Annotated in this window: 9 protein-coding genes and 1 pseudogene; 5 read left to right on the forward strand and 5 right to left on the reverse strand. The window is 71.4% G+C overall.

What is annotated here, in order from left to right:
• Positions 1 to 4 precede the first annotated feature (4 nt).
• Complete coding sequence (locus tag ACFWJB_RS20835) at positions 5 to 508, reverse strand: hypothetical protein (RefSeq protein ID WP_386923900.1); 504 nt, start codon at positions 506 to 508, stop codon at positions 5 to 7.
• Between the two features lie 404 nt (positions 509 to 912).
• Between ACFWJB_RS20835 and ACFWJB_RS20840 the strand changes: the two genes are divergently transcribed.
• From ACFWJB_RS20840 to ACFWJB_RS20860, 5 genes are all read left to right on the forward strand, one after another.
• Positions 913 to 3,363 carry an Hsp70 family protein gene (locus tag ACFWJB_RS20840; RefSeq protein ID WP_386923902.1) on the forward strand — a complete coding sequence of 817 codons (2,451 nt, stop codon included), beginning with the start codon at positions 913 to 915 and terminating at the stop codon, positions 3,361 to 3,363.
• Positions 3,364 to 3,500: 137 nt separating this feature from the next.
• Entirely contained in the window at positions 3,501 to 3,629 is a 129-nt protein-coding gene (locus ACFWJB_RS20845; protein WP_386923926.1) for a hypothetical protein, read from the forward strand.
• A gap of 465 nt (positions 3,630 to 4,094) precedes the next feature.
• Positions 4,095 to 5,483 carry a cellulase family glycosylhydrolase gene (locus ACFWJB_RS20850; RefSeq protein ID WP_386923904.1) on the forward strand — a complete coding sequence of 463 codons (1,389 nt, stop codon included), beginning with the start codon at positions 4,095 to 4,097 and terminating at the stop codon, positions 5,481 to 5,483.
• A gap of 122 nt (positions 5,484 to 5,605) precedes the next feature.
• Positions 5,606 to 6,808, forward strand: a complete 1,203-nt coding sequence (locus tag ACFWJB_RS20855; protein ID WP_386923906.1) for a cellulose-binding domain-containing protein — start codon at positions 5,606 to 5,608, stop codon at positions 6,806 to 6,808.
• A 282-nt stretch (positions 6,809 to 7,090) separates the two neighbouring features.
• Positions 7,091 to 9,253, forward strand: a complete 2,163-nt coding sequence (locus tag ACFWJB_RS20860; RefSeq protein ID WP_386923908.1) for a cellulose binding domain-containing protein — start codon at positions 7,091 to 7,093, stop codon at positions 9,251 to 9,253.
• A gap of 54 nt (positions 9,254 to 9,307) precedes the next feature.
• Here ACFWJB_RS20860 and ACFWJB_RS20865 read toward each other — a convergent pair whose 3' ends face one another.
• The 4 genes and pseudogenes from ACFWJB_RS20865 to ACFWJB_RS20880 form a co-directional block, all read right to left on the reverse strand.
• Positions 9,308 to 10,096 carry a hypothetical protein gene (locus ACFWJB_RS20865; protein ID WP_386923910.1) on the reverse strand — a complete coding sequence of 263 codons (789 nt, stop codon included), beginning with the start codon at positions 10,094 to 10,096 and terminating at the stop codon, positions 9,308 to 9,310.
• A gap of 54 nt (positions 10,097 to 10,150) precedes the next feature.
• A complete protein-coding gene (locus ACFWJB_RS20870) occupies positions 10,151 to 10,357 on the reverse strand; it encodes a hypothetical protein (RefSeq protein ID WP_386923912.1) in 207 nt (68 codons plus the stop codon).
• Between the two features lie 483 nt (positions 10,358 to 10,840).
• Positions 10,841 to 11,203, reverse strand: a pseudogene (locus tag ACFWJB_RS20875) (GNAT family N-acetyltransferase); the annotation flags it as partial.
• 28 nt (positions 11,204 to 11,231) lie between these two features.
• The gene (locus ACFWJB_RS20880; RefSeq protein ID WP_386923914.1) at positions 11,232 to 12,830 is read right to left on the reverse strand and encodes a family 20 glycosylhydrolase; all 1,599 of its coding nucleotides are present in this window, start codon (positions 12,828 to 12,830) and stop codon (positions 11,232 to 11,234) included.
• Between the last annotated feature and the right edge of the window lie 151 nt (positions 12,831 to 12,981).

The following is a 12,981-nucleotide window of genomic DNA, read 5'->3' on the forward strand; positions in this document are numbered from 1 at the left end:
CAGGTCAGCGGGCCGGAGGCCACCGGGACCGGGGCGCCGGGGACGGCTGCCGGCGCAGCGGTGAGATGGGCGGCAGCACCGCAGCGCGTTCGGCTTCGGTGCGGGCCCTGATTTGTTCCAGGCGGCGGGCGACACGGACGTGGGTGTAGAGGTCGATGGCGTCGGTGAGGTGGTCCCACTCGTCGGCGTCGAGGCCTGCGGGGCATGGTCCGAGGATGTCGGGGCCGGCGCGATGGTGGCGGCGCCGGTAGTCGCCGATGACGGTCAGGAGCCGGGTGCGCTGCTCATCCTCGTCGTCCTCGCCGGGTGCGGTGATCTCTTCCATCCACGCATCGGGCAGCGGTTCGCCGGAGAGGACGGCGGCCAGGGCGCGGCGGGCGAGGCGTGCGTCGAGGGCTCCGTAGGCCAGGGGTGTGACGCCGAACGGGTCGCGGGGAGCCGGGTGGTCGGGCAGGGGGCCGGAGGGTAGTGAGGTGTCGAGGTGGGTGAGGGCCGCGTCGATCAGCACCGTGGCGGGAGCGTCGGGCGGCGACGCGTGGAGGGGTCGGCGGCATCGGGTCAGATCGATCCTGCTGCCTTCGATGGCTACATCGGGTTCATCTGGGCCGCGCGCTTCCTCGAGGGCCGTTGTCCTGGCGGGCGTGGCGTCTGCGTGCGGGGAGGGGCGGGGCGCCGGGTGCGGGCGGGGCGTGGTCGGGGTGAGCGGGCGTGTTCGCGGTGGGGTGTGGGCATGGGACGGCCCCGGCTGCCTGGGGGGCGCGGCGGCCGGGGATGTCGGCGTACAAGTGCAGGTGCGTCACTTCGCACGGAGGAACGTGCACCGTTCTCGGTGCGGTGATGGTGTGGGGCCGGGAGCACGTAACCTGCGTGAGGGCGCCGGTCGTCGGCGCCGGGGTGGGGAAGGGGGCCGGGGTGGAGCCGCTGAGGGCCGGGGACCCGGAGAAGGTGGGTGGGTTCAGGTTGCGGGGCCGGCTGGGTGCCGGCGGGATGGGCGAGGTGTTCCTGGGTCGGTCACCGGGTGGGCGGGCGGTGGCGGTGAAGGTGGTGCATCCGCATCTGGCGCGGCAGGGGGAGTTCCGGCGGCGGTTCGCGCGGGAGGTGGCGGCGGCGCGGGCGGTGGGCGGGGCGTTCACGGCTCCGGTGCTGGCCGCCGGGCCTGAGGACGACCTGCCGTGGATCGCGACTGTCTACATTCCGGGGCCCGATCTGGCGGAAGCGGTCGGTGCGGCGGGGCCGTTACCCGAGGGCGCGGTGTGGCGGCTGGCGGCAGGGCTCGTGGAGGCTTTGCAGGCCATTCACGCGGTGGGGGTGCTGCACCGGGATCTGAAGCCGTCGAACGTGCTGGTGGCCGCCGACGGGCCGCGGGTCATCGATTTCGGGATCGCGCGGACGCTGGAGGACACCGCACTGACGGCGACCGGTCTGGTGGTGGGGACGGCGGGGTTCATGGCGCCCGAGCAGGCCGAGGGCGGCGAAGTCGGCCCGGCCGGCGATGTGTTCGCGCTCGGGGCGGTGATCGCCTTCGCCGCCACGGGGGCCGGGCCCTTCGGGGAGGGTCCGCCGCTGGCGGTGCTCCACCGGGTGGTCAGCGGACGGCCACGGCTGGACGGGCTCACGGGAGCGCTGCGCGAACTGGTCGACGGGTGCCTGGCGAAGGCCCCCGGTGAACGGCCCACGCTCACAGCGTTGCTGGAGCAGGTCAGCGCACACTGGGAGCCGGCGGACGACTTCCCCGGCGTCTCCCCCTGGCCGGATGCCGTCACCACCCTCATCCAGCGGCATGCCACGCCCCCGACCGCCCCGTACACCGAAGCCACCGAGGCCATGGCGCCGCCGGACGGCGAACCGGACGCGGTGCGTCCGGCCGTCGTCGGCATCGACTTCGGCACGAGAAACTCGGCCGTGGCCGTCCTGGAAGCCGGCAGAGTCCGGCTGATACCCAACGCCCAGGGCACGCATACCACTCCCAGCCTGGTGGCCCTCACCGCCGAGGGGGACGTCCTCGTCGGCACGGCCGCCGAGCGGCAGGCCCTCACCAACCCCGGGCACACCCCGCGCGCCGCCAAGCTGGAGCTGGGTAGCGGCTGGCATGTCACGCGGGGCGGCGTCTGGCTGGCCGCCGAGGACGTCGCCGAGCTGATCCTCGCCCGCCTGCGCGAGGACGCCGAGGCCCACCTCGGCCGGCCGCTCACCGCCGCGGTGCTGGCGGTGCCCGCCGGCTTCCGTCGCAACCAGCGGGCCGCCCTGCTCCGGGCCGGCGAACGGGCCGGGCTCCCGGTCATGCGGCTGATCAACGAGCCCTCGGCGGTGGCGATGGCCTACGGCCCGCACCGGGACGACTGCACCGTCCTGATCTTCGATCTCGGCGCGGGCACCCTCGATGTCTCCCTCATTGACCTTGACGACGGCACCGTGCTGACCTGGGCCACCGCCGGCGACAGCCGGCTCGGCGGCGACGACTGGGACCAGCGGATCGTCGAGCACCTGACCGACCGCGTACGACTGCGGCACGGCGTGGATCTCACCGCCGACGTCGTGGCAGCCCAGCGGCTGCGCGAGGCGGCGGAGGCCGCGAAGATCGAACTCTCGGCGGTGCGCACCACGACCCTCCGCCTGCCCTACCTCGCCACCGGACCGAATGGCCCGGTCCACCTCGAAGAGGAACTGACCCGCGAGGAGTTCGAGGCGCTCACCAGGGATCTGCTGGAACGCTGCCGCACGCCCGTCGAACGCGTCCTCGCCGACGCCGACCGCACGTCGGCCGACATCGACCGGGTCGTCCTGGCGGGCGGCGCCGCCCGGATGCCCGTGGTTGGCGACCTGATCCGCCGGCTCACGGACGGCCGTGAGCCCTACCGGGGCCTGCTCCCCGGAGCCGTCGCAAGCGGCGCCGTTCTTCAGGCGGGCATCATGACCGGCGACATAAAAGACGTTCTGCTCCTCGATCTCACCCCCTACTCGATCGGCATAGACACCGACGGGGGGATCACTACGAAGCTGATCGAGCGGAACACGACGATCCCCACGAAGCGCTCCGAGATCTTCACCACACACACGGACGACCAGACCACGGTGGTGCTCCACGTCGTTGAGGGCGAGCGGGAGGACCCGGCGCGCGACCGGACCCTTGCGATCCTCGAACTCACCCTGCCGCCCGCTCCCCGCGGCGTGCCGCAGGTCGAGGTGACGGCCGACTGCGATCCCAACAACATCGTCCACATCACGGCCAAGGACCTAGGTACGGGCAACAAGACGGTCGCCACCGTCGACCAGGCGACGATGGAACGGGCTGCCGCCCTCCTTCGCTCTCCCCGCTGGGCCGGCCTACGCGCTCTCACCCCCGCGACCCACTCGGCTTCCTGACTGGCTGTTCTCAATCCGCTTGGGTGGTCGGTGGCGGCGAACGTCGATGGGCGGTCGCCGACCTCTGTCGGTCTATGACGAGCTGACCGGCACCCACCCCTTCACCACCAGCACACCAAGTCATCGGAGACGAGATCCTGGCCACCGCGATCCTCGACCGCCTTCTGCACCACGCCGTAGCTGAGGATCACCATCTGCGGGGTGCGAGTCCTTGGGCGGCCGCGGGCCCAGCAGGAGGCTGTGGCTGTGCTTGCCGTATGCGCTGAACGCGGCGAAGCCACCCCCGTCGAGGGGCCTGTTCCCGCTCGTCTCGGACTGCGAAGGTCTCCCTGTGCCGGTCCGGGCACATCCCGCCGTGACGAACAGGGCCACCGCCGGCTCCTTCGGGCCTCACGATCCGCACGGGAATGCCCTGCCGTGTCGCGTAGGCGACAACGTCGGCGGTGCCGCCATAGCCCCAGGCCGGCTTGCCGTCCCGCACGGCGAGAAAACTCGTCGATGAGGCTGACGAGGATCTCGCTGACCGCCCGCACGGCACCGCGCGCATCCGCTCGCCCCACCCCGGGTGGGATCGGCCGGCCAGAAGTCGAAACCGTTCGACGGTCCAATCCCTGTACGCGATCGACGCACCGGTGTACGTTCTCACGCCGACGCGCTATGGGAGCGCTCCCATAGAGCTCCCTCGTGACGTCTCCGGTTCGCTTCGCTTCGTACGAGCACAAGGAGGAACGTTGAAACGCACTTTGGCCCTCTTGGCCACCACCGCGACGGCCCTGGGCCTGATGACTCTGGCCGGCCCCCAGGCGGTGGCCGCCACCGGCTGCAAGGTCGACTACACGATCACCAGCCAGTGGCATGGCGGCTTCCAGGCCGGGGTGAAGGTCACCAACCGGGGCGACCCGGTCAACGGCTGGACACTCAAGTGGACCTGGTCGGACGCCGGCCAGAAGGTCACCCAGGGATGGAACGGCACCTGGTCGCAGTCGGGTTCGGCTGTCAGTGCCACCAACCTGGACTGGAACCGCACACTGGCCACTGGCGGCAGTGCCGACCTCGGCTTCACCGGCACCTTCACGGGCAGCAACCCCAAGCCCGCCACCTTCACTCTCAACGGCGTGGCCTGCACGGGCTCCGTCGGCGGCGGCGACGAGCCCCCGCCCGACCCGGGCGACCCGGGCGCCGGCGCCCCCGTGGACGTCAACGGGCAGCTCAAGGTCTGCGGTGTGAACCTGTGCAACCAGTACAACCGTCCCATCCAGCTCCGCGGCATGAGCACGCACGGCATCCAGTGGTTCAGCAAGTGCTACAACAGCGCCTCCCTGGACGCCCTGGCGACCAACTGGAAGGCGGACCTGTTGCGCATCGCCATGTACGTGCAGGAGCAGGGCTATGAGACCGACCCGGCCGGCTTCACCAGCCGCGTGAACAGCTACGTCGACATGGCCGAGGCCCGCGGCATGTACGCGCTGATCGACTTCCACACCCTCACCCCGGGTGACCCGAACTTCAACATCGACCGGGCCAAGACGTTCTTCGCGTCCGTCGCCGCCCGCAACGCCGCCAAGAAGAACGTGATCTACGAGATCGCCAACGAACCCAACGGCGTGAGCTGGACAGCCATCAAGAACTACGCCGAGCAGGTCATCCCGGTCATCCGGGCCGCCGACCCCGACGCCGTAGTCATCGTCGGCACACGCGGCTGGTCCTCACTGGGCGTCTCGGACGGCTCCAACGAGACCGAGGTCGTCAACAACCCGGTCAACGCCTCCAACATCATGTACGCGTTCCACTTCTACGCCGCGAGCCACAAGGACAACTACCGCGCCACGGTGAGCCGGGCGGCCGCCAAACTGCCACTGTTCGTCACGGAGTTCGGCACGGTGAGCGCCACCGGTAACGGAGCGCTGGACCGGACGAGCACCACGGCCTGGCTGGACCTCCTTGACCAACTGAAGATCAGCTACGCCAACTGGACGTACTCGGACGCCGACGAGAACAGCGCGGCGTTCAAGCCGGGCACCTGCGACGGCGGCGACTACAGCGGCAGTGGCGTGCTGACCGAGTCCGGTGCGCTGGTCAAGAACCGGATCAGCACCGCCGACAACTTCCCGACCAACTGACCCCGCCCGAGTACCGGGAGACCGGTACTCGGCGCTCACGCACCGAGGCAGCGAGGCACCGACATACGGAGAGCGCAACCGAGATGGGGCGCTCCCCTCCCTTCGCCCCACCGGAGGTACCCATGCCCACCCTTCTCCGTCGCATACTGCGCCGCCCGCGCCGTCCCTGGACCGCCGCGGTGTTCCTCATGACCGTGGCGCTCCTCGCGTCCGGCTTCACCGTCCTGTCCGCGAGCGGCGCGGAATCCGGCTGCCGGGTCGACTACACCGTGAACCAGTGGACGGGCGGCTACACGGCACAAATCAAGATCACCAACCTCGGCCCCACCGTCGCGAGTTGGCGTCTGACTTGGAGCTACGCCGGTGACCAGCAGGTGACCGCAGCCTGGAACGCCATCGTCACCCAGACCGGCAACACCGTCGTCGCCGAGAACACGAACTGGAACGGCTCGCTGGCCACGGGCGGCACCGCCGACTTCGGTCTCCAGGGCACCTGGCGCTCCTCCATCCCCGCACCAGGAGACTTCGCCCTCAACGGCGTATCGTGCGGCGGCACCGGCACCCCTCCGCCCACCACCCCACCGACGAGCACCCCGCCCCCGACGACACCGGCGCCCACCACCCCGCCGCCGACCGGGGACTGCGGCGCGGCCGTGATCTGCTCGGGCTTCGAGGACCAGACCGGCCCCACCCCGTCCGGCGCATGGCGCTTCACCGCACCCGACTGCCAGGGCACGGGCACGGCCGCCGTCGACACCGCGGTCGCGCACAGCGGCGGCCGGTCGCTGCGGGTCGACGGCAGGGCGGGCTATTGCAACCACGCTCTCGTGGCGGCCACCGCCGATCTGTCCTCCGTCGGCCCGGTGATGTACGTACGGTTGTGGGTACGGCACACCACCGCGCTACCGGCCGCCCACGTCACGTTCGTCTCCATGCCCGACTCCTCCCAGGGCGGGCGGAGCCTGCGCGTCGGGGGCCAGAACGGCGCCCTGCAGTGGAACCGGGAGACGGACGACGCCACCCTGCCCGCGCAGAGCCCGGCAGGCGTGGCGCTGAGCAGGCCGCTGCCGACCGGCAGTTGGCAGTGTCTGCGGTTCGCGATCGACACGTCCGCACCCAGGCTCGACACGTGGCTCGGCGACGAACAGGTCCCGGGCCTGCACGCCGACGGCGTCCCCGACCAGGACATCGACCAGCAGTGGCTCGCCCGCACCGCCCCGCCCCGTCCGACCGCCTTCCGCCTGGGCTGGGAGAGCTACGGCACGGGCGACGACACCCTGTGGTTCGACGACGTGGCCGTCGGCTCGTCACCGATCGGCTGCTGACACGACCAACCGGAAGGGGGAGCCGATCCGACCACGGACGGCTCCCCCAAGATCCGATGCAGGAAGGGCCCGGCCGAGACTTCGAAGCGCGCAGGCCGATGGCTCACGGCGGCAGGGGTGACGGGGGATCAGAACACCCTCGTCCGCACCATTGACGTGGTCATGCCTCCCTCGCATCATCATGGGAGCGCTCCCATACATGTTCCGCCGAAGGCACCCCACCGACCACTCACACCGGGCGGCCTGCCGACCGACGCGGCGCTCGCCCGAGGAGGACACCTCATGCCGCTCGCACACCTACCCGCCACCGGCCGGTTGATCCGATCGCCTCGCAGAGCCGGAAGAACCGCGGACAGACGCCCCGCCGCCGCGCTCGTCTGCGCCCTGGCCACCGCCGCCGCCCTCGCCGCCGCTCCCCCGGCGGCCGTTGCCGCGACCGGCCGGACCGCCGCGGACCCGGCCGCCACGGCAACGGCCGCCGGCGAGGCGTCGACCGTCAAGGTTGCCGTCAATGCCGGGGTGGGGCTCGGCACCATCGACAAGGCGGCGTTCGGCGTCAACCACGCGCTTTGGGACTCGCATATGAACGACCCCGAGGTGACCGGCCTGCTGGGCCAGGCGGGCGTCGGCATGATGCGCTACCCGGGCGGCTCCTACGGCGACATCTACCACTGGAAGGACCACACCGCCCCCGGCGGTTACGTGGCGCCCGGCACCACCTTCGACGAGTTCATGGGCAGCGTCCGCGCCTCCGGCTCCCAGCCGATGATCATCGCCAACTACGGCACCGGCACCCCACAGGAGGCCGCCGACTGGGTCCGGTACGCCAACGTCACCCGCGGCTACGCGGCGAAGTACTGGGAGATCGGCAACGAGATCTACGGCAACGGCCACTACGGCAGCGGCTGGGAGGCCGACGACCACCCGGACAAGAACCCGCGCGAGTACGCCCGCAACGTCCTCGCCTACGCCGAGGCGATGAAGGCAGTCGACCCGACGATCAAGATCGGCGCCGTGCTGACCACGCCGGGCGACTGGCCGGACGGCATCGTCGGCCCGGGTGACTCGGCCGACTGGAACCACACCGTGCTGTCCGCGGTCGCCGGGACGATCGACTTCGCCATCGTGCACTCCTACCCGGGCGGCGCCACCGCCGACGAGGCCCTGGACCGGACCGCCCGGCTGCCCGGGCAGCTCCGCGAGGTCCGTCGGCAGATCGACCGGTACGCCGGCGACCGCTCGTCGGAGATCGGCATCGCGCTCACCGAGGTCAACTCCAATGTCCAGATGAACAGTCGCCCCAACGGCCTGTTCGCCGCGGACACCTACATGACGGCGCTGGAGAACGGCGTCTTCAACGTCGACTGGTGGAACGTCCACAACGGGCCCACCAAGGTGGAGACGGTGGACGGCGACACCGACTTCAACGACTTCGGCCTGCTCTCCAGCGGCGGCTGCGTCGGCGACGTCTGCCAGCCGGCCGTGAACACGCCGTTCCACCCGTACTTCGGCATCAAGTCGCTGACGAAGCTGGGTCGTCCCGGTGACACGATGGTCGCCTCCTCCACCGACAGCGACCAGGTCTCCGCGCACGCCGTGCACCGGGCCGACGGCACCCTGAGCGTCATGCTGATCAACAAGGACCCGCTGAACTCCCTTACTGCGGACATCAGTTACAGCGGATACGCGCCCAATGCCCAGGCACCGATCGTGCACCGTTACGGCCGCGGCGACACCGATGTCACCCGGGTGCCCGCCACCGCCGGGGGCAATCAGGTCCTGCCGCCGTACTCGATCACCACGATCACCGTCGCTCCACACGCCGCCACGGCCTCGGTCGGCGCACCCGGCACACCGAAGACCACCGCCGTGGGCAGCTCAACCGCCACGGTGAGCTGGACGGCTCCCGCGAACGGCAAGGCGGTGCGCTACGAGGTGTACGAACGCCTGGGGGCGAACTCCCAGTTGCTCGCCACCTCGACCTCCACCTCGGCGACGCTGCACAACCTGCCGCCGGGCTCCGAGCACACGGTCAACGTCCTCGCCCGGGACACCGACGGCCGCCTCTCGCGCCCCTCCGAGCCGCTGACCTTCGCCACCACGTCTCCGCACGACAGCAGCTGCCTGGTCAACTACCGGGTGGACAGCGGCTGGGGCAGCGGATTCGTCGCCACCGTCACGGTCTCCAACGTCGGTGACGCCCCGATCAACGGCTGGACCCTGGACTTCTCCTGGCCGTCCACCGGCCAGTCCGTGCAGAGCTCCTGGAACGCGAACGTCACCAGCTCGGGCACGCGCGTCCATGTGACCGACAACGGCGCCAACGCCGAGCTGGCTCCGCGCGGTGGCTCCACCGCCACCTTCGGCTTCGTCGGAGCCAACGACGGCGCCAACCCCACGCCGACGACGTTCACCCTCAACGGGACGGTCTGCCGCACCCTCTGACCACCACCCGCGGCCCGGCCCGCATTCCGGTTCTGGGGCAGCCCAGGCCTCTGATCACCTGGACCTGACCGGCACCTGCGCCGGAAGCACCGGGTCCGGCCGCAGCCAGTGACCGCCGGTGCTCCAGCCCAGCAGCATCCGTCCCTCGCCCTCGCGCGCCGAGCCGCCCTCCGCGACCTGGCGCAGGCCGGCGAGCGCGGGGACGAGCCGGGCCGCGACATGCCACGGGTGGCGGGCCGCCTCCTCCGGCAGCCATGCCAGGAGGCGGGACCGCCCACCCGGCGTGCACAGCGACAGATGAAACAGCATCTGCCGCCAGGCGTAGGCGACGTCCTTGATCCCGCCCAGCGGCCGCGGGTTGTGGTGCAGGCGCGCGGTCAGCCGACACACGGTCGTGAAGGACCGCCGGGCCAGGTCGTCCCAGCCAGCCTCGGGGGCGATGCCCACCCGGTGCACCAAGGTGGCCAGGTTGTGCGTGGTAAGGATCTGTGCCTGCTCGATCACCGTGCCGTTCGCGGCGACCCAGGAGCCGCCGCCCGAGCGGTTCCGCGCGCCGCTGTCCACGCCCGGCTGGAGCTGCGCCGCCCGCCGCTTGCACAGCTCGGCGAACCCCGGTGACGTACGCACCCCGGACGAACTCCGGGCCGCCTCACCGGCCTCGACGATCGCGAGGTTGCGCAGGGCGCGGTAGTCGACGGCGTAGTAGCGGCGGCCAGCGGGTGGTGAGGCTGGTAGCCGCCGAAACTGTGCAGGCGTCAGGCGGGGGACGGCACGGCGCCGGGTCAGGACGTGCGGCGCGGACGCCGGCGCATGGGCCGTACGCCGCACCGTCGGTTGTGCCACCCGCAGCGGTTCAGTCGCGCCGTCGGGAAAACCCCGAGGAGGCCGCGGTGACGTCTACCTGGGGCGTCTGGCGTCTTCCTCGTTCCACACCGAGATGACGTGCCCCTCGCCGTACTGCTCGATGGCCAGGGCCCGGGCTTCTGGCGCCGACGTTCCCATCAGCCGGAGCGGCTGCGCCTTCTCCCGTTGGCCATCGATCCGAATGAGGGCGATGAACTCGCGCCTCGGCCCGGTGGGCTCGAAGTCGGACGGTTCTACCACCGCACACCTCTTCGTTGTGAGGTCTGCGACATCTTCGCATTCTCCGAACTACCTGGGCGACGAAGGGCCTGGCCGCTGTGGCGGCCAGGCCCCGGGAATCAGCAAGCGGTGCGCTAGCTGTGTTGCCGGTGCAGCCTCACAGCGGGCGGGAGAAGGTGTTTGCCCCAGTTGTGGGTCGTCACAGCAGTGGTTGCAGCTGTGATCAGGGCGGCAACAGCCGTGACCTGATCGGCACTCAGGAGAGTGGTCATCGCTACGATCACCACGACCACGACTGCAGACGAGCCGCCACCGCGTGGCGTTGTACCCAGTCGTATGGGATCGTGGATCTGGATCGACATATTTCGTCCTTCCGTCAGAAGCCCCTTGCGCCGCTCGGTGTCCAGCCATCCGCGGAGCAAGGGGCTTTGCCGCATGAGGAGTTGACCTCGACGTCCAATGGTGTACCCGAGGGGGTCACTGGGCAAAAGTGCACGCCGGACCTTACGCCGAATGGTGTGGCCCTATGCTCGCCGCCGTGGAAAATGGGTGCGGAAGGCGCCAGGACGCGCTGTTGCGGTAGAGGCGGGTGGCTGCTTCCAGGGCCTTGTTGGTGTCGAGCCGGATCAGATCGCTGCCGTACTGGGCGGCGCGTTCCTCGAGTTCGGCCAGGAGGCGGCGGGCCAGGCCGAGCCCTCGGAGGCGGGGCGAGACCCAGAGCCGTTTGATCTCCGCGGGGGCTCCGGCCGGCAGCTTGACCCCGCCGCGGCCCACCGGCTCGCCGTGCAGCCGGGCGACGAGGAACAGGCCGCGCGGCGGGCGCAGTTGACTCGGGTCGGGCAGGAGGCTGTTCGCGGGGTCGAAGCCGGTCTGGTCAGGGCAACCGGCGGTGCCGTCAGCTCCACGGGATCTCGGTGGAGGCCAGGTACCGAAGGCCGCGATCGCGCCAGAGCCGGCCGTGGTGGGCGAGGCGGTCGCGGTGGGCGTTCCAGTCCGGTGCCCGGCCGGTCCACGCGGTGTGCGCGACGGAGGGCAGGCGCGGCAGCATCAAGGTTGCCAGGTCGTCGAACCCGTCGATCGACTCCCCGAACACGGTCGCCGCGATCCCGGCGATCCTCTCCTCGGGGATCCCGTGGGCGGCCGGGTCCCAGCCGGCGGTGTGCCGCACGTCGCGTGGCCGGTAGGCGGGGAATCCGAGGCGGGCGGCGGTCTCGGCCTGGTCGGGCGGAGCGACGTCGGGCGCGTAGGGGCGGTCGAGGTAGAGGTGGGACTGCGGGGAGAGCAGCACGCGTCCGCCACCGTCCAGGACACGGGCGAGGTCGTGGTCGGTGGGGGCAAAGAACCGCTTGAGGGCCTTGACGACGTCGCCGGTGTAGCCGGCCGCGAGCAGTTCGGGGCGGCGGGCGAGTTCCTCCTGTGTGTCGGGCAGGTCCATCATCGGCACGTCCACCCAGAACTGTGCGATGTCGTCCGATGTCATCCCGGCGCGTGACGCCTCCTGCCAGGCCAGGGGGCGTTTGCCGGCGGACCGCACCAGGGCGCGCAGTTCGCGTACGGCGAGGGCGAAGCTGTCCGCGGTCATGCCGAGCGCCTCGTCGCCGCCGATGTGTACGTAGGGACCGTCCGTCGAGTCGCACACCTCGGTGAGGACGGACGCGACCAGGGACCGGGTGGCGGGGTCGGCGAGGTCGAGCGGCGGGACGTACGGAAATCGGCCCGCCAGGCCCTCCGGCGCGGGCGCGGCGGGCAGCCCGGGTACGGCCTCGCGCAGGGCTGCGCAGTGCCCCGGCAGGTCGATCTCGGGGACGACCGTGACGAAGCGTTCGGCCGCGTAGTCCTGGAGGTCGCGGTAGTCCTCGGTCGTGTAGTGCTGCCGGGCGGTGCCGTCCGCGCGCTCGGCGGCCGCTGCGGGCAGCGGCAGACGCCAGCCCTCGTTGTCGGTGAGGTGCAGGTGCAGGACGTTCAGCTTGTACAGGGCCGCCAGGTCGACGACGCGGCGCAGTTCGGCAGGTGTGAGGTAGGCGCGTGCCGGGTCGACCATCAGCCCGCGCCATGCGTAGTGCGGTGCGTCCGTCACCTCCCCGCAGCGGATGTGGTCCGCGGCCGTCGCGATCGTCTGAAGCGCCGTGGTGGCGGCGCGGAACACGCCCTCCGGCGTGGCCGCCCGGCAGCTGATGCCGCGTTCGGTGACCGTGAGGCGGTACGACTCGTCACCCGGTGCCGCGGCCCCGCGCGGCGACACGCCGACAGGCGGCCGTGGCGGGGCCGGTGGGGCGCTGTCGAGGACGAGTTCGAGCGTGCGTGTGTCGGTGCCGGCCTCCTCGGGGGGCAGCAGGCGGTCGCCCAGGTGCGGGGCGAGCAGCGCGCGGACCGTCCGGGCGACCGCGGTGAGCCGCGGGTCCGTACCGGCGACACGCCAGGTTCCGGCGAGGCTCAGTACCCCGCCGGCGGTGGCGGCCGTCGGCCCCGCGAGTCCCGGAATGACGACGTCCATGGTTCTCCTCCACGCGACTGGTGCCGTTGTCGGTGCCGCCCGCGGAGCCGGGTGCGGCGTTGCGCCCCCCCCGCCCGGGCCCCCCCCCCCGCCAGATGGGGGCGGGCCCCCGGCGCCGGTCACTTCCCAGGGAGCGTAGGGCGGCCCGCCA

This window comes from Streptomyces sp. NPDC127100 (assembly GCF_042724095.1).
In the GTDB taxonomy this organism is placed as follows: Bacteria; Actinomycetota; Actinomycetes; order Streptomycetales; family Streptomycetaceae; genus Streptomyces.

Bases quoted from the DNA above. Each gene is read 5' to 3' on its own strand.
- ACFWJB_RS20855 (WP_386923906.1), top strand. From the start codon at position 5,606: ATGCCCACCCTTCTCCGTCGCATACTGCGCCGCCCGCGCCGTCCCTGG.
- ACFWJB_RS20860 (WP_386923908.1), top strand. From the start codon at position 7,091: ATGCCGCTCGCACACCTACCCGCCACCGGCCGGTTGATCCGATCGCCT.
- ACFWJB_RS20880 (WP_386923914.1), bottom strand. From the start codon at position 12,830: ATGGACGTCGTCATTCCGGGACTCGCGGGGCCGACGGCCGCCACCGCC.